The organism is Ruegeria sp. BE10, assembly GCF_056538905.1.
On the sequence record NZ_JBQFTX010000009.1, the window covers coordinates 70,657 to 91,030 of the forward strand.

Genomic DNA, 20,374 nt, shown 5'->3' on the forward strand with positions numbered 1-20,374 from the left:
GTGCGCGATGCAAGGTCAGTGTCCCGCAGGTTTTTCTTCGAGGTAACGGAATCACGGTGACACAGGGGTGACTCACGCTGATTTCAGGTGCATTATTATATTCGAATACGATCTGAAAACCTTGCGAACATAGGGGTTTAATGGCGTCAGATATTCGAAACACCGAAAAGACCAACGCAATGCTAGCGGTTTGCGACAGCGAACTATTCGCCCATCTTGACCGCCTGTGTGCCTTTTTGAAATACATCGTCACTGAGGAACTGGAAGGCCGCGGCGCGCTAATCATGGGCAAAACCATCGCCCAAGATGTATATGATCGGGACCCTGCCGAAGAAGGCGACATAAACAATGTCGTCAGGGTGGACGCGCGACGCCTGCGGCAAACCCTCGAACATTACTACGACACGGCAGGACGCTCTGATCCCGTCAGGATTTTCGTCGACACAGGAGGGTACAGGCCGCGGTTCGAACGGGTCGCGATTGCCTCGCGTGATATGGGTGAGAACCCTCATCGCACCTTCGGGTGGGCGGCGCTGTCCTTTGTTGTCGGAACCGGGATCGGTATAGGTATCGCAATCATCGGCCTGGGGGAAAATTCCGAAACACAGGTTCACCAGAGCACTCACATTCCAACGCAGGAGTCGTTGAGACGTCAGGCCGTGATCGAACAGTCGGCATCTTCTCTGCAAGCCATGAACCTGGCCGATCAAGCCAGAAGCATGATGTTTCCTATCTTTGACCGCCCGCGCCAACAATTGGTGACAGAGGTATTCCGCCGCGTTATCGAGTTGGGCCCTGATTATTTCGGGGGCTATGCGGGGGCAGCTCAGGCGCTTGCGACACTTGCCATAGTGACACCGCCAGGCCCTGAAAAATCGGAGTTGACCAGTGAAGCCATGACCATGGCTGACAACGCGTTGCGTCTGGCACCCGCTGACCCGTGGGCTCAGTCCGCCCAGGCATGGGCCAAATTTGCAAACAGAGAATATGACGAGGCCATGAGGATATCGAAAAGGGCCGTAGCACTAGCCCCTGACGATGAACATGTTCTGGACATTCACGGTTCGATCGCGCTGTTCTCCGGTCATTTTGCCGAGGCTGCAAGCCATGCGGAAAAAGCCATGAACGGCGGCCGAAGCAACCAGAGATTTGCGAACCGCAATATTTTTGGCGCCGCGAATTTCCATCTTGAAAACTACCAGACGTCTTTGGATGCCTTTTCGGCAGCAGCGAGTTACGGGGATCCGATCAGCGCGCCCTCTTTCGCCTATCAGACCGCCGCTCTTTACGAATTGGGTAAAACCAAAGAGGCCGCGCGCAAATATGCCGAGTTAAAGAGTTCATGGCCCGATGCGGATGTGGAAAAAATGCTGACTGGCATCTTCAAAGACCCGTCACACGCCAAAAAGGTTATCAAAAGCATGAAGGCATTGGAAAGCAATCCAAACTGACCCAATTGTCCAAAGGCAACCACCATTGGGCGAGGCATGTTTTGACAGCGGGCACTTTCAAATCTTTTCGAATAGAGCTGTCGCCTCTTTGCGGGTGGTCGATGGATGTCACTGGCGCATATTTTAGAGCAAACGGTTATTCTTCAGGAGCATACATGAACACCAAGTATTTCGCGCCGCACGGGGGCCATCCCGCGCAGGACCAACTGTTGACTGACCGCGCTGTTTTTACGGACGCTTATGCCGTCATTCCCAAAGGCACAATGCGGGACATCGTGACCAGCTTCTTGCCGTTTTGGGACGACACGCGCTTGTGGGTAATCTCGCGCCCGCTGAGCGGCTTTGCCGAAACATTCTCGCAATACATAATGGAGGTGCAGCCGGGCGGGGGTTCTGACCGGCCTGAGGTCGACCCCGAGGCCGAAGGCGTTTTGTTCGTTGTCGAAGGAACAGCGACGTTGAACGTCGAAGGCGAAACCTACGAATTGACCCCTGGTGGCTATGCCTATTTGCCTTGTGCAAGTGAATGGACGCTGCACAACCACGCTGAAGAAACGCTGCGGTTCCACTGGATCAGAAAAGCCTATGAGGCGGTCGAAGGGCTGGATAAGCCCGATGTTCTGATCCTCAACGAAAACGATATTGAGCCGACAACCATGCCCGGCACAGACGGCAAATGGGCCACAACACGGTTTGTCGACCCAAGTGACCTGCGTCACGACATGCATGTCACGATTGTCACGTTTGAGCCGGGTGCAGTCATCCCATTCCTCGAGACGCATGTGATGGAGCACGGGCTCTATGTCCTCGAAGGAAAAGCTGTTTACCGGTTGAATAATGACTGGGTCGAGGTTGAGGCTGGCGATTACATGTGGTTGCGCGCGTTTTGCCCCCAGGCCTGTTACGCTGGTGGTCCGGGCAAGTTCCGGTATCTTCTTTACAAGGATGTAAATCGACACATGGCACTGAGACCGGGATCGGTTGCCTACCCTCAGCAAAAGCGCCTCAGTACAGCGGCTGAATAGCAACTATATAGCCAGGAACATACGATGGGCCGCCTCGATTTCGGGGCGGCTTGATCGTTCGGTCTCTGGATCCTCAAATCTGATTCTGGCAGAGGGATTTCCGAACAAACAAAAGCGGCGCACCTCGGCACGCCGCTTTTTTACTGTGTCACGTGGAATGCCATTTCAGGCATCATTAGACGTGATCGTCATGTCCAATCGACCCCTGACCGTGACCCGCCATACCACCTGAAACCTCTTCGGTTGCCTCGTCCGAAAGTTCCTCGGGCAGAACCAGGTTCAAAACAATCGCGATGACGGCGGCGGGAAGGATACCCGAGGTGGCCAAAACCTTTAATGTGCCGGGCAGATACTGCAAAGCACCGGGCTCAAGCTGCAATCCAAGGCCAAGGCTCAGCGCAATCGCAAAGATCACCATGTTGCGACGGTTCCAGTTCACGTCCGACAACATCGAGACACCCGCCGCGACCACCATGCCGAACATAACGATTACGCCACCGCCAAGCACTTCGATCGGGATGGATGAGATAATCGCACCAATTTTCGGGATCAGACCACAAATGATCAAGAAAAGCGCACCGATGGTGACAACCATGCGGCTCATGACACCGGTCATGGCGATCAGACCGACGTTCTGGCTGAACGACGTATTTGGCAACGCGCCAAAAAGGCCCGAGATTGCGGTGCCGACACCATCGGCATAGGTCGCGCCCTGAATTTCCTTGTCGGTCGCTTCTCGTCCAGCGCCGCCCTTGGTGATACCGGACACGTCGCCCACCGTTTCGACCGCTGATACAAAGGACATCGCGCAGAAGCCAATGATCGCCGCGACCGAAAATTCAATGCCGAAATGCAGCGGGTTCGGCAGTGCGAAGGAAGCCGCGTTGCCAACATTACCCAGATTCACCTGACCAAGTGCAAATGCCACCGCGTACCCGACCAACAGGCCGATCAGCACCGCCGACACAGACAACATACCCCGCGCAAAGAACTTCAGACCAAGCGTGACCACGATCACGGTGCTGGCCATAAACCAGTTCAGGCCCGATCCGTATTCCTCGGTACCAATGGCGGGCACACCGCCAGCGGCGTATTGAACGCCGACCTTCACAAGCGCCAAACCAATCATGGTCACCACAAGACCTGTCACCAGTGGCGGCAGCGCAAATCGAAGACGTCCGATGAACAGCCCCAAGAACGCATGGAACAGCCCACCAACAACAACGCCGCCCATCAGGACAGCAATGGCATCAACGCCCTTTCCAACCACCAGCGGGATCATGATCGGGATGAAGGCGAATGATGTCCCCTGCACGATGGGCAAACGGGCTCCGACAGGACCCACACCAATGGACTGGAACAACGTGGCGACGCCCGCAAAGAACATCGACATCTGGATCATGTAGATCATCTGCGGAAAATCAGGACTGTTCGAGCCGAACCCAAATCCGGCCGCGCCGCAAACGATAATGGCTGGCGTAACGTTCGAAACGAACATCGCCAGCACGTGCTGAATGCCCAGTGGGACCGCTTTGATAAGTGGTGGTGAGTAATTCGGATCGCGGAGCTGCTCCGGCGTTCCGATGGTTGCATCTGACATTTTGTCTTTCCTCCCTTGAGAGACGTTAACCGGCTCCTCTTCCGGCTAGGTTTCTCATTCTGTGATTGTGAAGGGCTCCTCGAACCAATGCTCCTCAAGGTTGGGCCCGGTTCCAATTCGGTCGACCACTGCAAAAAGCCCGGGCGCGTGAAGAGGGGTCAAAACCCCATGCCACGTGTTGCGGTGGTAATTCACGCCCTGCCCCGGTGCTGTTTTGAATGCGATAGGCTGTCCGGGGACTCCATCTTCGTCGGGCGCCACGACCACAACAAAGGGTTTGTCCGACAAGGGCAGGAAGGCCTGACTTCCATCCGGGTGACGTTCGACCATGTCCAGTTTGATCGGCAGGCTGAACGCCTCGGACTGAAACACGCTGATCCCGGCGCGCCCGTCATGGAAATCCAGCGCGGCGCGGTCATGATACCGCGCGCACTTGCCCTGATTGATGTATTTGTCCACGTCACCAGCCACTTCGATGACATCGCCGAATGGCGCAAAGGCCTCGGACGTCAGGGGCAGAAGATTCAGGACAGTCGTCATCCCGCGAACTTCTCGATCAGGCGCAGTTCCGCGATCCGTTCTACCTGGCGGCAGGCTTCGGCAAATTCGGTGTCGCGGTCGCTATCGATACGGCGGTGGAAGGCGTCTAGAATGCTGGCTTTCGTGTTGTCCTTGACCGCAATGATGAAGGGAAAGCCGAACTTGGTTGTGTATGCCTCGTTCAGCGCTGTGAAATTCGCGCGTTCTTCGTCCGTCAGCATATCCAGACCGGCCCCGGCCTGTTCAGCCGTGCTTTCCTTGGTCAGACGACCTGCCGCGGCAAGCTTGCCCGCCAGATCCGGGTGGGCAGTCAGAACACCCAGACGTTTTTCGGCAGAGGCCGTACGGAACACCCGCGCCAGCGCGTTGTGAACTCCGGCAGCATTGTCATGGGTCGGCCCAAGCTCCAGATCATACGCACCTTCGGCAATCCACGGGCTGTGTTCGAATATGCCGCCGAATTCGGCAACAAAGGTGGGCTGGTCCATTTCGGACGGGGTGAGGCGTTGCATCGGGGGGTGTTCCTTTGCCCAGTGATCGGCAATCTGTTCGCGCGTCGCGAACCAGACACCGTCATGTTTCATGAAATGCTCCAACGCGCGTTTCAGCGCCATGGCGCGGCCCGGCCGACCAATCAACCGACAATGCAGACCAATTGAGAGCATCTTGGGCTCACCGGCTTCGCCTTCGGCATACAGCATGTCGAAACTGTCTTTCAGATAGCTTTCGAACTGGTCGCCAGTGGTGAACCCCGCCTGAATCGCAAAGCGCATGTCGTTGCAATCCAGCGTATAGGGCATGATCAACTGATCTTTGCCACTGGCCTTTGTCCAATAGGGCAAATCGTCGGCATAGCTGTCTGCGATATAGGCAAAGTCGCCTTCCTCGGCAGCCAGATCGACTGTATTCATCGAGCAACGGCCCGTGTACCAACCGCGCGGCGGCCGGCCCGTGACCTCGGTATGCAGACGGATCGCTTCGCGGATTTGCGCGCGTTCTTCGTCTGGGCTCATGTCTTTGTGTTCGATCCACTTCAAGCCATGGCTGGCGATTTCCCACCCTGCGTGCTGCATCGCCGCAACTTGTGCCGGTGCGCGGGCCAACGCAGTGGCCACGCCATAAACAGTTATGGGGAGGTCTTGCAGAAGCTGGTGAACGCGCCAGAATCCGGCACGGCTGCCGTATTCATAGATCGTCTCCATGTTCCAGTGTCTTTGGCCCGGCCAAGGGGCGGCACCGGTGACCTCGGACAAAAAAGCCTCGGACGCGGCATCACCATGTAAGATGTTGTTTTCACCGCCCTCTTCATAGTTCAGCACAATCTGAACCGCGATTTTGGCATCATTGGGCCAATTGGCTGTGGGCACTTGCCCACCATAGCCGGTCATATCTCGTGGATAACGCGTCACATCAATTTCCTTCTTCTTGAAATGATGAATACCCCAGATAATCGACGATGTTTTTCAAAAAATACAACAAAGAGTTTCGGCCAGTCAGCCTTTGCCTCTTGGGGAGTATTCGGATTAGTAATTTCCAAGTTTTATAGAGAGGCGCAAATGTCAGGTTACCTAACTACACATGTTCTGGACACGGCGCGGGGGTGCCCTGCCGAGGGTCTGAAAATCGAACTTTTTCGAATTGAGGGGACTGGCCGTACATTGCTGAAAACCCTGGTCACCAATGATGACGGCCGCACGGATGAACAAATCCTGCCCGAAGCCGAGTTTTCATTGGGCGAGTACGAATTGGTTTTCTACGCCGGGGAATACCTGGACGCATCTGGCACTCCGCCCGAGGATCCACGTTTTCTGAACGTAATCCCAATCCGCTTCGGGATGTCCGAACGCTCGCATTACCATGTGCCGCTGCTTCTTTCGCCCTTCGGGTACTCAACCTATCGCGGCAGCTGAGCCGCCTTTTAGGGCGTGTTTGTCTCAGCAATCGTTGAACCAATACGCTCGATTATGAACTCCATGAACAGGCGTGTCTTGGGGTCCTGCATACGACGGTGGGTAAACAAACACGCCATTTGAATTGGTTCCGGTGGTGTTTTAACCGCGACCGGAACCAAGGTACCGGCGTTGAGGTACTTTGAAATCTCAAATACCGGCTTCAACGCGATGCCGTGCCCGGCCAGGGCCCAATCCGTCAACACGTCGCCATCGTCTGACTCGTACCGCCCTGAAACACGGAATCGCTTTGGTCCGGTTTCGGTTCTCAAAAGCCACTGGAATTCAGTTGCACCGGGAAACCGCAGGCTGAGGCATTCATGCCCGTTGGCGACAATATCGTCGCCACTTTCTGGCATCCCATGTTTCTTGATGTATTTCGGGGAAGCACACAGAACCCGTTCCACGTCAGCAATCTTTCGAATGCGCAAATTGCTGTCTTCGGGCTGGCCAAGGAAGAAAGCCAAATCCAGGCCTTCGGTCGTGATATCCACATTTCGATCAGTCAGCCTTAGCCGAACATTCACCTCAGGGTATTCAGCCAGAAATTTTGGCACCTGCGGTGCTATCAGACGCCGACCAACCCCCAAGGGGGCGGCGATATACAGCGATCCCTTGAGGTTCTCGGTGATATTGACGATTTGCGCTTCGGCGTTCTGGACGGCTTCAAGAATTTCCGTCGCCCCCCGATAAAACGATTTTCCCTGTTCTGTCGGCGTCAGGCTGCGCGTTGTACGTTGAAACAGACGTACACCAAGATGTTCTTCAAGCTGGGAAATCCTAGCCGAGGTTACAGCCGGTGAAACCCGCAAATCGCGGCCCGCGGCAGACATGCTGCCCAATTCATAGACACGGACAAAAGTGCGGATGTTATCGAAGTAGGACATTTTTTTGCATTTTTTGATACTGCTTGGTCTTTCGTAGCAATACCAGAGGAAAACTCTATCGCATAGAGTGCCGAAGAACTTAGAATCTTAGGAGCAATGCCATGTACGACTTGGCCGTAATGTGGGAGTGGATCGCCTTTTCTGTCCGCTGGCTGCATGTGATCACCGCGATGGCGTGGATTGGCGCGTCATTCTATTTTATCGCGCTGGACCTCATGCTTAAGCCAAACCCTGCCCTACCGGACGGGGCTTACGGCGAGGAATGGGAAGTACATGGCGGCGGGTTCTATCACACCGTCAAGTACCTTGTGGCGCCTGCTCGGATGCCGGAACATCTGACCTGGCACAAATGGCAGAGCTATACGACCTGGCTATCTGGAGCGGCCCTTCTGATGATCATCTACTGGGTCGGCGGTGAGCTGTTCCTGCTTGATCCAACCAAGGTGGATTTGGCGCTGTGGCAAGGCATCCTGATCTCTGGCGGTTCGCTGACTATCGGATGGTTGCTGTACGATCAGATGTGCAAATCCAAGCTCAGCGACCACCCGACCGTGTTGATGCTGTTGCTGTTCGTGATCCTGGTGATCATGTCCTGGGGTTATAACCAGATCTTCACTGGCCGCGCTGCGCTCTTGCACCTTGGTGCGTTCACGGCAACGATCATGACGGCCAATGTGTTCTTTCAGATTATGCCCAACCAGCGGATCGTGGTCGAAGACCTTAAGGCTGGTCGGACGCCCGACGCCAAATATGGCAAGATCGCCAAGGTGCGTTCGACGCACAACAACTATCTGACCTTGCCGGTCGTGTTCTTGATGTTGTCAAACCACTATCCGCTGGCTTTCGGAACCGAGTATTCGTGGATCATTGCCAGCCTGATCTTCCTAACAGGCGTGACCATCCGGCATTACTTCAACACCATGCACTCGACCGGGGAAGGCCCGCACTGGACCTGGGCTGTCACGGTCATTCTCATGGTCATAATCGCTTGGCTGTCTTCGGTCAGGCCAACAGAAACATGGGAAGACGCCGAAGCCCGCGAGCTGACGCCATATGAACAGAAATATGCGTCAGCCGCCGGTTTTGAGGCCGCGTATGACACGGTGCTGGGCAATTGCTCCATGTGTCATGCGCGCGAGCCGGTCTACGGCACCATGAAATGGGCACCCAAGAAGGTTTACCTTGAAACACCCGGTGACGTGGCCCGGCAGGCCGACCAGATTTATCTGCAGGCTGGGATCAGCCACGCGATGCCGCCACCATCGGCGGTTCAGATGGATGAAGAAGCACGCCAGACCATTGTTGCGTGGATCAACGAAGTCAGAGATCAATAGCACCAACAGAGAAATTGGTGACAGGCAAACTGGGTTTTCATACCCAGTTTTTTGTTTTTCAGCCCGGCGCGAAAAAGCGTTTGCTGTGCTGCGCGATATGTTCGACGAAAAGGCGCACCTTGGGGTCCTGAAGCTTTTTATGCGGATAAAGGCACCCGAAAATCGTCGGCACTGGGGGTGTCTTCGGTAGGACCTCGACCAGTCGACCGTCCTCAAGATATTCCCGCACGTCAAAGCGTGGTTTGTTAACGATCCCTTTGCCCGCCAGCGCCCAGTCTGTCAGCACGTCCCCATCATCCGCATCGTATTTACCGTGAACTTCCAGCTTTCGCGGTCCCATGTCGGTGTTGAGGGTCCAGAAGTATTCGGGCGATCTGGGATACCGCAGCAAAAGGCAGTTATGGGGCGTATGCAGAAGGTCATCCGGCGTATTGGGCACGCCAAAGTTCGACAGATATTCCGGAGACGCGCACAGCACGCGATCGCAATCCGCAAACTTCCGCAGTTTCATGGTGGAATCGCCGGGCTCACCGATAAAGAACGCGATGTCCAAACCGTCGGCCATCATGTCCACCTTGCGGTCCGAAAGACGCATGCGAATCTCTGTTTCGGGGTAGAGATCCGAGAATTCCGGCACCAGAGGCGCGACGATTCTACGCCCGACACCCAGCGGCGCGGTGATGCGAATGGCCCCTCGCGGGGCATCGGAAAAGCTGGCAACGCGCGCTTCGGCGTGATCGATCGCCAGCAAAACGGCTTTGGCCTCTTCGTAGAAAACTGATCCGACTTCGGTCGGAGTCATCGACCGGGTCGTTCTGTTGAACAGCCGCACACCCAAATGGTTCTCAAGCTCTTTCAATCGTTTGCTGGCCACCGCCGGGGTTAACCGCAGGTCGCGCCCGCCGGATGTAATGCTGCCCAGCTCCATCACTCTGACAAAAACACGCAGGCTTTCGATGTACGACATTCGATCCTCTCTTTGCGGAAAGACTGCGCCATGGCGTTTTCTTTTTCAACGATCTGTTGAAAGTATTTGCCGTTTCCGGCGATTTTAAGACTCAATCGTTGCGCCTATGGTCCCCCCGATCACCCACCTGAAAGGCAGGGGCATAGGGAGAATACCATGACGCATCGCACCGACATCCAATTTGTCCTGAATGGCAAGGATGTGTCCGTTCCAAACGTATCAGCAGACCAGACGCTTCTGGATTTCCTGCGGTTGGAGCGTCGGCTGACAGGCACAAAAGAAGGCTGCGCCGAGGGCGACTGTGGCGCGTGCACCGTTCTTGTTGGACGGCTTGGCGGTGAAGGTCTGGCCTATGTTCCCGTGAATGCCTGCATCCGGTTTCTTGCCTCGGTCGATGGCTGCCATGTCGTGACGGTTGAACACCTGTCCGGCCCGGACGGTCGCCTGCACCCGGTACAACAGGCGATGATTGATCACCACGGCAGCCAGTGCGGGTTCTGCACGCCGGGCTTCGTCATGGCGCTGTATGCACTGTGGATGCAAACGCCCGAGCCGACCAAAGCGCAGGTTGAAACCGCGCTGCAGGGCAACCTGTGTCGCTGCACCGGGTATGAGCCAATCATCCGTGCCGCCGTTGCCGTCAGCCGCTATGGCACCCCGGCATCGGACCACCTGAATACCGAACGTAAAACCATGACCGCACGTCTGGCCGCGCTCAAGGACGATCGGCGCGTTGTATCCGGACCGGAAAACAACCTGAGCATTATCCCCTCCAGCGTTGATGACCTTGCCGATTGCCTGCAGACCTATCCCAAGGCCACGATCGTGGCCGGTGCCACGGATGTGGGTCTTTGGGTCACCAAATTCCTGCGTAACATCGGGCCTGCCATCTTCACCGGTCATCTCGAAGACCTGAAAACAGTCGAAAGACAGGGTTCCCTCCTCCTGATCGGTGCTGGCGCCAGCTACACCGATTGCCAGGAACTTCTGTCTGAACACCTGCCACACCTGTCCTCCTACTGGGATCGCATCGCAGGGTGGCAGGTGCGGAATATGGGAACCGTCGGCGGGAATATCGCCAATGGCTCGCCCATCGGGGATACGCCGCCGGTTCTTATCGCGCTTGGAGCGGAAATCACGCTGCGGCGCGGTTCCGAAAGCCGGACGCTGCCTCTCGCTGAATTCTTCATCGACTACGGAAAGCAAGACCGCCAACCCGATGAGTTCGTCGCAAGCATCCATGTGCCCCTGCCCGGACCGGACGATCTGAATGCGGCCTACAAGATTTCCAAACGTCGTGACGAGGACATCTCCTCGGTCGCTGCTGGCATTCACATGACGGTCACGGACGGCACCATTAGCAATGCGCGCATCGCATTCGGCGGTATGGCTGCCACTCCCAAGCGAGCCGCTGCTGCCGAGGCGGCGCTGAACGGTCAATCCTGGTCGCGGGAGAGCTTTGAGGCCGCCGCCGAGGCACTGGCACAAGATTTCTCTCCTCTGACCGATTGGCGGGCATCGTCCGACTACCGGATGCTGACCGCCCAGAACCTGCTGCGCCGCTTCTACCTTGAAAACGACGCCCAAACCGATGCCCCCGTTCAACTGGCTTGCGCCTAATCAGGAGACGACAAAATGAAAGACAACGTTTCCATCACTGGATCGGCCCACACCAATGTCAAACATGACAGCGCGATCAAGCATGTCACCGGACGGGCCGATTACACCGACGATATTGCCCAGCCCGAAGGCACGCTGCACGCGTATCTCGGCGTCTCCGACGTAGCGCACGCCAAGCTATTGGGCATCGACTTCACCGACGTTCTGGCCACGCCTGGCGTTGTCGGAGTGTTGACCGCGGATGATGTGCCGGGGGCCAATGATATCAGCCCGACACATCTGAACGATGAACCGGTTTTCCCGACCGATGCCATTCAGTTTCATGGGCAGCCTTTGTTTGCCGTTGTTGCCGAAACCCGCGACATCGCGCGCCGGGCCGCAGAACTGGCAAAAATCAACTACGAAACTCTGCCCCATGCGCTGGCCCCGATTGCCGCGCAGGAGGCCGGTTACCCGCATGTCACGGCACCGCTCAAGCTGGAGCGCGGAGATGTCGCCCCGGCGCAGGCTGCCGCCCCCAACCGGATCAAGGGCCGCATGAGTGTTGGCGGCCAGGATCACATGTACCTCGAGGGTCACATCGCCTTTGCCATTCCGGGCGAAGACGACGATGTGGTCGTGCATTGCTCAACCCAACACCCGTCCGAGGCGCAGCATATGGTGGCGCATGTCCTGGGCGTGCCATCCAACGCCGTTGTGGTCAACGTGCGCCGTATGGGCGGTGGCTTTGGCGGCAAGGAAAGCCAGATGAACCTGTTCTGCGCGGTTGCTGCCATGGCTGCCAAAAAGTGGAACCGCGCCGTGAAAATCCGCCCCGACCGGGATCAGGACATGACGGCGACCGGCAAACGCCATGACTTTGTGATCGATTATGACGTCGCCTTTGACGATGATGGCCGCATTCAGGCTGTCGAAGGCAGCTTTGCCGCGCGCTGCGGGTTTTCAGCAGACCTTTCGGGGCCCGTGACCGACCGGGCGCTATTCCACGCGGACAACGCCTATTTCTATCCGAACGTGCGCCTGAACAGCCATCCGATGAAAACCAACACGGTTTCGAATACCGCATTCCGTGGGTTTGGCGGCCCCCAAGGCGTGATCGCGGCAGAGCGGATGATCGAAGAGATTGCCTATGCCACCGGGCAGGACCCGCTGGATGTACGCAAGGCCAACTTCTACGGCACCACGGACCGCAACATCACCCCCTACCACCAAGAGGTCGAAGACAGCATTCTCGACCGGTTAATCGGAGAGCTGGAAGAGACATCGGAATATCGCAAGCGCCGTCAGGAGATCATCGAATTCAACAAGACGTCGCCGATCCTGAAAAAAGGCATCGCGCTGACACCGGTCAAATTCGGCATTTCCTTTACAGCGACTTGGTACAATCAGGCTGGCGCACTGGTGCATGTCTACAATGACGGTTCGATCCACCTAAACCACGGTGGCACCGAAATGGGGCAAGGCCTGAACACCAAGGTCGCGCAGGTCGTGGCCGAAGCCTTTCAGGTCGATTTCAGCCGGATCAAGATCACCAAAACGACCACCGAGAAGGTTCCCAACACCTCAGCCACGGCTGCCTCGAGCGGGACTGATCTGAACGGCATGGCTGCGTTGAACGCGGTCGAACAGATCAAAGCGCGTCTGGTGAAATTTGCCGCTGAGAACTGGGATGTTACACCCGAGAACGTGGCCTTCCACGCCAATCAGGTGCATATCGGCGACGAAGTTCTGCCTTTCGACACGTTCATCAAACAGGCCTATCTAGCACGTGTGCAACTTTCGGCGGCCGGGTTCTACAAGACGCCGAAAATCCACTGGGATCGGGCCAAAGGACAAGGCCGCCCGTTCTACTATTACTCCTATGGCGCGTCCTGTTCGGAAGTGACAATTGACACCCTGACCGGTGAGTACCGGGTAGAGCGTACTGATCTTTTGCACGACGTTGGACGCTCGTTGAACCCTGTGCTGGACAAGGGCCAGGTCGAAGGCGCGTTTATTCAGGGCATGGGGTGGCTGACCACCGAAGAGCTTTGGTGGGACGACGCGGGCCGTCTGCGCACCCATGCGCCGTCGACCTACAAAATTCCGCTCGCGTCCGACCGTCCGCGCATCTTCAATGTGAACCTCGCCGACTGGTCGGAAAACCGCGAGCTGACCATCAAACGCTCCAAAGCTGTCGGAGAACCGCCATTCATGCTGGGCATTTCGGTGTTCGAGGCGCTGTCGATGGCCGTGGCCTCTGTCGCTGATTACCGCGAATGCCCGCGCCTTGACGCGCCAGCCACCCCCGAACGTGTGCTGATGGCAGTTGCGCGGCTGCAAGCGGGGCCCTGAGCCATGACTGCCCCCGGTTCCCTCAGCGAATTCCTGTCCACGCAGCACAGTGTGATCTGCATTGCGCTGACACGCGTGCGCGGGTCGTCGCCGCGCAACGAAGGGACCGAGATGTTCGTGGCACCCGGGGCGCTGTGGGGAACCATCGGTGGTGGCCAATTGGAGTTCATGGCCATCAACGCCGCCCGCGACATGCTGCGCGACGGGGTGTTGCATCAGGATCTGGATGTGCCGCTTGGCCCGGAAATCGGCCAGTGCTGCGGTGGGCGGGTCGAGATGAAACTGACCCGCATGCGTGCGTCCGACAAATGGGCCGCCACAGAACGCGCGACCCAGCGCGACGAGGCTTTGCCACACGTCTATGTCATGGGCGCAGGTCACGTGGGGCGCGCTTTGGCCAATCAGTTTCAGCATCTGCCGGTGCGCTGCATCCTCGTCGACACTCGACCCGAAGAGGTCGAGCTTTGCTCAGCCAATGTCGAAACCCGCGTCAGCGCGATCCCCGAGACGGATATCTGGGGTGCGCCTGCGGGCAGCGCCTTTATCGTTCTGACTCACGATCATGGATTGGATTTCCTGCTGACATCCGCCGCGCTGGAACGTCAGGACGCCGCTTATGTGGGGATGATCGGGTCCGCCACCAAGCGGGTAAAGCTCAGGAACTGGGCGCACAAACACTGTGACGGACAGTCTATCGAACACTTGAAATGCCCTATCGGGGCAAGCGGTAGCCGCGACAAGCGGCCCAGCGTCATCGCCACCTTCGTGGTGGCCGAGGTGATGGCTGAATTGACCTCTGAAACTGCCGCGACCGCCCCGACCGGGGCAAACCAGGCGCCCCTGCGGGGCCACCATCACGACCGGAAAGGGAGATCGGCCTGACATCTGTCGGGCCATTCCGGTCACATCAGAGGAGGAGACCGTCATGGACGGGAGGACCTACGAATACAAGCTGTTTACCCGCAGCGACTTCAGCGCTTTCTGGGCGCTGTTTACTGACAACCTCGTGAATCTGCTGATCCTTTCCGGGGTCTGCCAGTTCGTGTTTCAGATGCCCGCCGAAATCGTGTTTGGCCGCATTGTTCCCGGTGCCGCCGTCGCGATTTTGGCCGGTGTTGCCGTTTATACGTACCTCGCCAAATGGGCCGCAAACAAACGGGGTGAAGACGTCACCGCCTTGCCCTACGGCATCTCGACGCCGGTTATGTTCGTCTACTTGTTCGGTGTGATCGGACCCATCTACTGGGCGACCAATGATCCCATGCTGGCATGGCAAGTGGGCATTGGCGCCGGGTTCATGGGCGGCATCGTTGCGGCCTTGGGTGCCATTGTCGGGCCTTATCTGAAGCGGATCACGCCGCGCGCCGGGATGCTGGGCACGCTGTGCGGTATTGCGCTGGTCTTTATCGGTTCCGTTCCGTTGGCCGAGGTGTTCGAAAACCCCATCATCGGCTTCACGTCGCTTCTGTTTATCCTGTGGGGTCTGATCGGGCGTTTTCGCCTGCCGGGCAATGTTCCGGCCGGTCTGGTCGCAATTGCTGCCGGTACGGTGATTGCTATCATCCTTGGTGAATCCAAAATCGACGTCAGCGGCATCGGCTTTTACCCACCGATCCCCTATTTCGGTGACCTCATCGCCGGAGTGCAATACCTGTTCGCCAACCCCGAGCTGTTCCTGGTGCTGATCCCGGTACAGATCTACAACTTCATCGAAACCATGAACAACGTGGAATCGGCCGAGGCTGCAGGCGACCACTACCCGGTTGGACTGTGCCAAGTAACGGACGGCGCAGGCACAATGTTGGGTGCGCTTTTTGGTTCGCCCTTCCCGACAACCGTTTACATCGGGCACCCTGCCTACAAGCGGCTTGATGCACATGCCGGTTACATCGTTGGTGTGGCTGTTGTGATCGCTGCCGCCGCTTTCCTGGGCTTCTTGTCCTTCCTTGCGGGCCTGATCCCGATTGCCGCCGCGGCTCCGGTCCTGGTCTTTGTTTCGGTCAGCCTGATCACCAACACGGCCTGGGCTGTAAAGCCGATGCACATGGCTGCCGTATCCTTTGCGATCCTGCCTCACATCTCGGCCTTCCTGATGGTTAAGTGGGGGTCTCTGATGAACGCTCTGCGCAGCACCGGTGTCGAGGGACTGCCCTCGCTGGGTGACGAAGGCCTGACCGCAGCACTACTGATGGAAGGTGCCCATTACGAAGGACACCTTGCCCTGAGCCAAGGCGCGATCATCACTGGTCTGGTCTGGGGTGCCATTGTGGCCGACGTAATCGACGGTCGGTTCCGGATGGCGGGCGCGTTTGCTGTCGCTGGTGGGCTGATGTCTTCTGTCGGGATCATCCATTCCTACACGTTGCAGGTGCCTCAGTTCGACGGGATCACCATTGGTTACTTGATCATCGGCGCGTTCCTTTACGTCTATCCGATGTTCGCACCCAAAGAGGATCTTGAGCATCGTGTGATCGTACCGGATGAGCCTGATCTGATCGACGACGACTCACCTGCACAACAGGCCTAATCCATAGCGGGGCAGTCGCAGGGCTGCCCCCTACTCTTTCCCTATCCTACAAACGAGACCTTTCATGACACAGAGATTGCTTCGCGGTCGTCTGCTGACCTTTCATCGCGAACCCCTAAGCGGCGAAGATTCCGGCGCGTATACCTATCTTGAGGACGGTGCCCTGCTGATCCAGGACGGCATCATTCAGGACACCGGACCCTTCGCCGAGATCAGCGCCAAAGCCGGGGATGTGCCTGTGACAGACCATCGCCCACACCTTATGATGGCCGGGTTTATCGACACGCATATTCACTTCCCCCAAGTGCAGGTGATCGCCTCATGGGGCGCACAGCTTTTGGACTGGCTCAACAATTACACCTTCCCGGAAGAAACCCGTTTTGCCTCGGATGCACACAGCGCGAACATGGCGCGGGCATTCTACGATCAGCTCATCACCCACGGCACCACGACCGCCGTGGCCTATTGCTCGGTCCACAAGACCTCAGCGGATGCATTCTTTACAGAAGCAACCAGACGAAACATGCGCATGCTTGGTGGTAAGGTCCTGATGGACCGCAATGCGCCAGAAGGTCTGCAGGACACGCCACAAACCGGGTACGATGACACCAAGGCGCTGATTGCGGACTGGCATGGCAAGGGCCGCAACGGCTATGTCATCACACCTCGGTTCGCGATCACATCGACGCCGGAACAGATGGCCATGGCGCAGGCCTTGGTGAAGGAACATCCGGATTGTCACATCCAGACGCATCTGTCGGAAAACAAAGATGAGATTGCCTTTACCAAGCAGCTTTATCCGCAGGCGCGCGATTATCTGGATGTCTACCAATCCTTTGGTCTGCTGGGGCAAAAGACTCTGTTGGGGCACTCGATCCATCTGGAGGCACGCGAGATCGACGCGCTTGCAGAAACCGGTGCACATCCCGTGTTTTGCCCAACCTCGAACCTGTTCCTGGGCAGCGGCCTCTTTGATCATGGCGGGCTGAGCGCGCGCGGTATCTCGAACGGGATCGCAACGGATGTCGGTGCTGGCACCAGCTACTCGATGCTGCAAACCTTGAACGAAGGGTACAAGATTCTGCAATTGCAAGGGCTGGCTCTGCATCCCCTGCAGGCCTTCCACTGGGCTACGCGCGGTAATGCCTGCGTTCTGGGTCTGGAAGACAAAATCGGAAACCTCGACCCCGGAACCGAGGCGGATGTCGTTGTTCTGAACGCCCGCAGCACCCCCGCCATGGCCCTGCGTATGGATCGCGTTGGCAGTCTTGCAGAAGAATTGTTCGTCCTGCAGATGATGGGAGACGATCGCGCTGTTGAAGAGGTCTATGTATCAGGTACGCCCAGCAAATCTGTGACCGGCCAAACCTCCGAAACCAACTTTGCGTTCGATCCCGCGTAAATGATAACTGACCTGTGTTTGGCCGTTCCGTGACCGGTTAACGGCCAAGCATTTCAACGAACTGCCGGTGCAGCCCGATGCGGCCCGGCGCAACTAACGATCCTTTCCGCTTTTCATCATTACTAACCGAGATCGGGTTTTCACCGCTCTCAGTTCGAAAAATAAATTGTCATGGTTGACAAAGTATATTTCTCGATTATTTGTCATTCGTGACAATAAACGGGATCCTGATGCCCAGACCTTCGCTAAAAGACCAAAGATCGCACGAAATACTCGACGCCTATCTAACCTGCGTGGCGCGGTTCGGGCTGGAAGGCGCGACCCAGGCGCGGATCGCCGATGAAGCCGGCGTCAAGCGACCGCTCTTACGCCATTACCTTGGAAACAAGGACGAAATGATAACCGCGCTGGCCGAATACGTGATTGCCGGATTTACCGCGTCATTGGACGGTTTGCGTCAGGCTTTGCCAGACACGGCGACACCTTCGGACCTGGTGGACACCTTGTTTTCCGAAGATAGCGGAACCGATCCACGGCTGATGCTGGCCTATCAGGCACTGGTCACCACAGTGCCCGATCGTCCCGATCTGCGCCAAGGTCTGATGGACAGCCTCACAGATTTCTTCGACGTGGTCGAAGCAATCCTGCGGCGCGCGGCACCAATGGCACCAGACGCAAGCATACGCGCAGCAACACAGGGCATTTCGGCAATCTTTGTCAGTATGGACGCCCTGTCCCCGCTGGACCCGCCCGAAGCATGGCGCGCCGAATTGAAACTGGCCGCCTCTCTACTGGCATCGACACTGGAGGCTAAAGTATGACCCCGACGCGAACGGTGAACTACATTGCTCTGCCCATCCTGCTGGTGGCCACTGTGCTTGGTCTCTACTGGGTTTGGGGGTTGCTCTTTGTCTGGTGGATCGTCCCAACCATCATGAACGGACAAGCCTTTCTGGTGTTCGAAATCAACCGCGACGATGACCCGGTTTTGTACTGGGCTATCGTCGGCCTCTGGGCTGTGCTGGGTCTGATGATGATCGCCGCCAGCCTGTTTCCCCAATATGCCCATCTTCTTGCCTGAGGTACTCTGATGACCAAAATGTATCACCATCTACCGGTTGAAGCTTACACCTCGCAGGACTGGTTCGACCGCGAACAGCGCCAGATCTTCTCGCGCACTTGGCGTTTTGCCGGGCTGGTCGAAGATATCGAAGGACCGGGCCATTACCTGTCGGTTCAGGCCGGGCTGAATAATCTGTTCATCGTCATGGGGCGCGATCACCGGCTGCGCGCCTTTCACAACATCTGCCGACATCGGGGTACCCAGTTGATCCGCGCGGTCGGCAAGACACAAAAAGCGCTGACCTGCCCTTATCACGACTGGACCTATGATCTTGAGGGCAACCTGATCTCGGTCCCGGATGAGGCCTCTGAATTTCCCGGCGGCGTCGACAAATCCTGCCTTGGCCTCAAACCGGCCAGCGTGGATGTCTGGCGCGGGATGCTGTTCGTGCATCCGGACCCTGACGCCCCCACCCTTGCCGAATGGTTCGGAAAGGTCGATCCCCTGTTGGGCCCGCACAAGCCCGAGGAACTGGTCGAATATACCGACGGGCGCAACACCTATGAAATCAAGGCCAACTGGAAGATCGTTGTCGAGAATTACATCGACGTCTACCACTTGAGCCATCTGCATTCGAATACGCTGCATATGTATGACCATGCCAAGGCGGAATACGGATGGAAGGGGCCGCATTACCACTTTTGGGAACCCCCGTCCGAGGCCTACGCGAAGGACCACGAAGCCAAACTTCCGATGCCGCGTGTGATCGCTGAACCTCATACCGGTGCGTGGGTTCCGATGCTGTTTCCCGGCATTGGTATCGGGGCCAGCGAAGAAAGCTGGAATCTGTTCATCATCACACCTTTGGCCCCCGATCTGACACGGATCGAGAACCGCACAAAGGTTGCCAACGCTTCGAACTGGGAGTTCCAGAAGCAACAGTGGAAAAGCGCGGGCTTTTGGAGAGATTTTGGCGGCCCGAAATATCAAGGCGACGATGCAGCAGGCGCAGATGATCCGATGGCATCGGGCGATTTCACGACCGAAGATATCTATGCCTGCGAACAGCAGCAGAAATCGCTGAAAAGTCCGTATCTGGAAATCGGCCCCGCTGGGATTGGCGAAAGCCCGATCACACAGCACCAGAAAGCGGTGCTGGATTTCATGCAAGACAGCTGAATGCCCCGGAGATTGATCATGAAACCAATCCAAGCCACCCTGATCGGAGTTGCGCTTGCATCGGCTCTGGTGCTGACGGCGCAAGCTGACGCACCGGAAGACATTGCCGCGCGTATCCTACAAGCGCAGGATGAACAAAGCCTGCTTGCCACCTGGAGCGATTGGCACCCCGATGCCACGCATCGGATCATCCTCAAATACGGGATGGGGCAGCCGGACGACGTGTTCTCGTACCGTGTCGGGGATGACACCGACGCGGAAGACCCCGAGATCGCGAAGGCGTTGGAAAGTTACTCAGAAACAGCCCGATCAGCGCCCGTGATTTCATCGCGCACCGAGGATGGCGTGTCGCACGTCACCGCCGTGACCGATGTCGATTATGATTGGCAGGGATACAGCGGCAGAATGCGTCAGACAGACAACTTTGTCTTTGCGCCTTATCTTGGCGGGACGGTGATCCAATCCTTGACCACGACCTATGATTACCGATGACGGG

The 20,374-nt window shown here is 57.1% G+C and carries 18 protein-coding genes; 13 read left to right on the forward strand and 5 right to left on the reverse strand.

Features of this window, described 5'->3' with window-relative positions; genetic code table 11:
• The first annotated feature begins 140 nt into the window (after nt 1-140).
• Together ACR0M2_RS17715 and ACR0M2_RS17720 are read left to right on the forward strand one after the other, a co-directional pair.
• Nucleotides 141-1,451, forward strand: coding sequence for a tetratricopeptide repeat protein (locus ACR0M2_RS17715; RefSeq protein WP_480706321.1), 1,311 nt, complete (start codon nt 141-143; stop codon nt 1,449-1,451).
• Between the two features lie 155 nt (nt 1,452-1,606).
• Complete coding sequence (locus ACR0M2_RS17720; protein ID WP_170517216.1) at nt 1,607-2,476, forward strand: bifunctional allantoicase/(S)-ureidoglycine aminohydrolase; 870 nt, start codon at nt 1,607-1,609, stop codon at nt 2,474-2,476.
• A gap of 175 nt (nt 2,477-2,651) precedes the next feature.
• Here ACR0M2_RS17720 and ACR0M2_RS17725 read toward each other — a convergent pair whose 3' ends face one another.
• Genes ACR0M2_RS17725 through puuE form a run of 3 tightly spaced genes read right to left on the reverse strand, consistent with a single transcriptional unit; the run spans nt 2,652 to nt 6,025 of the window.
• Nucleotides 2,652-4,076, reverse strand: a complete 1,425-nt coding sequence (locus ACR0M2_RS17725) for a uracil-xanthine permease family protein (RefSeq protein ID WP_170350894.1) — start codon at nt 4,074-4,076, stop codon at nt 2,652-2,654.
• Between the two features lie 54 nt (nt 4,077-4,130).
• On the reverse strand, nt 4,131-4,616 hold the full coding sequence (locus ACR0M2_RS17730) for an ureidoglycolate lyase (RefSeq protein ID WP_480706323.1): 486 nt from the start codon (nt 4,614-4,616) through the stop codon (nt 4,131-4,133).
• On the reverse strand, nt 4,613-6,025 hold the full coding sequence (puuE, locus tag ACR0M2_RS17735) for an allantoinase PuuE (RefSeq protein ID WP_480690122.1): 1,413 nt from the start codon (nt 6,023-6,025) through the stop codon (nt 4,613-4,615). Before puuE ends, ACR0M2_RS17730 begins: the two co-directional genes overlap by 4 nt.
• Nucleotides 6,026-6,172: 147 nt before the next feature.
• Here puuE and uraH point away from each other — a divergent pair, with 147 nt between their 5' ends.
• The gene (gene uraH, locus ACR0M2_RS17740) at nt 6,173-6,526 is read left to right on the forward strand and encodes a hydroxyisourate hydrolase (RefSeq protein ID WP_170413473.1); all 354 of its coding nucleotides are present in this window, start codon (nt 6,173-6,175) and stop codon (nt 6,524-6,526) included.
• An 8-nt stretch (nt 6,527-6,534) separates the two neighbouring features.
• Here the strand turns inward: uraH and ACR0M2_RS17745 are convergent, their stop codons facing one another.
• A complete protein-coding gene (locus tag ACR0M2_RS17745) occupies nt 6,535-7,452 on the reverse strand; it encodes a LysR family transcriptional regulator (protein WP_170350890.1) in 918 nt (305 codons plus the stop codon).
• A 101-nt stretch (nt 7,453-7,553) separates the two neighbouring features.
• Here ACR0M2_RS17745 and ACR0M2_RS17750 point away from each other — a divergent pair, with 101 nt between their 5' ends.
• A complete protein-coding gene (locus ACR0M2_RS17750; protein ID WP_170362091.1) occupies nt 7,554-8,786 on the forward strand; it encodes a urate hydroxylase PuuD in 1,233 nt (410 codons plus the stop codon).
• 58 nt (nt 8,787-8,844) lie between these two features.
• Here ACR0M2_RS17750 and ACR0M2_RS17755 read toward each other — a convergent pair whose 3' ends face one another.
• Nucleotides 8,845-9,753, reverse strand: coding sequence for a LysR family transcriptional regulator (locus ACR0M2_RS17755; protein ID WP_480706325.1), 909 nt, complete (start codon nt 9,751-9,753; stop codon nt 8,845-8,847).
• A gap of 156 nt (nt 9,754-9,909) precedes the next feature.
• On the opposite strand from ACR0M2_RS17755, the gene xdhA reads away from it, so the two are divergent.
• The 9 genes from xdhA to ACR0M2_RS17800 all read left to right on the forward strand — a co-directional run bounded on the left by xdhA (nt 9,910) and on the right by ACR0M2_RS17800 (nt 20,370).
• Nucleotides 9,910-11,373 carry a xanthine dehydrogenase small subunit gene (xdhA, locus tag ACR0M2_RS17760; RefSeq protein ID WP_480706327.1) on the forward strand — a complete coding sequence of 488 codons (1,464 nt, stop codon included), beginning with the start codon at nt 9,910-9,912 and terminating at the stop codon, nt 11,371-11,373.
• A gap of 15 nt (nt 11,374-11,388) precedes the next feature.
• Nucleotides 11,389-13,707 carry a xanthine dehydrogenase molybdopterin binding subunit gene (gene xdhB / locus ACR0M2_RS17765; protein WP_480706329.1) on the forward strand — a complete coding sequence of 773 codons (2,319 nt, stop codon included), beginning with the start codon at nt 11,389-11,391 and terminating at the stop codon, nt 13,705-13,707.
• A 3-nt stretch (nt 13,708-13,710) separates the two neighbouring features.
• Complete coding sequence (gene xdhC, locus ACR0M2_RS17770; protein ID WP_480706331.1) at nt 13,711-14,589, forward strand: xanthine dehydrogenase accessory protein XdhC; 879 nt, start codon at nt 13,711-13,713, stop codon at nt 14,587-14,589.
• A gap of 43 nt (nt 14,590-14,632) precedes the next feature.
• Complete coding sequence (locus ACR0M2_RS17775; RefSeq protein WP_170378010.1) at nt 14,633-16,234, forward strand: xanthine/uracil/vitamin C permease; 1,602 nt, start codon at nt 14,633-14,635, stop codon at nt 16,232-16,234.
• A 64-nt stretch (nt 16,235-16,298) separates the two neighbouring features.
• Nucleotides 16,299-17,636 (forward strand): guanine deaminase, encoded by a 1,338-nt coding sequence (gene guaD, locus ACR0M2_RS17780; protein WP_480706333.1) that lies wholly within the window; start codon nt 16,299-16,301, stop codon nt 17,634-17,636.
• Nucleotides 17,637-17,866: 230 nt separating this feature from the next.
• Nucleotides 17,867-18,457 carry a TetR/AcrR family transcriptional regulator gene (locus tag ACR0M2_RS17785; protein WP_170350882.1) on the forward strand — a complete coding sequence of 197 codons (591 nt, stop codon included), beginning with the start codon at nt 17,867-17,869 and terminating at the stop codon, nt 18,455-18,457.
• The gene (locus tag ACR0M2_RS17790) at nt 18,454-18,717 is read left to right on the forward strand and encodes a hypothetical protein (protein WP_480648519.1); all 264 of its coding nucleotides are present in this window, start codon (nt 18,454-18,456) and stop codon (nt 18,715-18,717) included. The genes ACR0M2_RS17785 and ACR0M2_RS17790 overlap by 4 nt, the downstream gene beginning before the upstream one ends.
• A 9-nt stretch (nt 18,718-18,726) precedes the next feature.
• Nucleotides 18,727-19,878, forward strand: coding sequence for an aromatic ring-hydroxylating oxygenase subunit alpha (locus tag ACR0M2_RS17795; protein ID WP_480706335.1), 1,152 nt, complete (start codon nt 18,727-18,729; stop codon nt 19,876-19,878).
• 18 nt (nt 19,879-19,896) lie between these two features.
• Complete coding sequence (locus ACR0M2_RS17800) at nt 19,897-20,370, forward strand: hypothetical protein (RefSeq protein WP_480706337.1); 474 nt, start codon at nt 19,897-19,899, stop codon at nt 20,368-20,370.
• Nucleotides 20,371-20,374 lie beyond the last annotated feature (4 nt).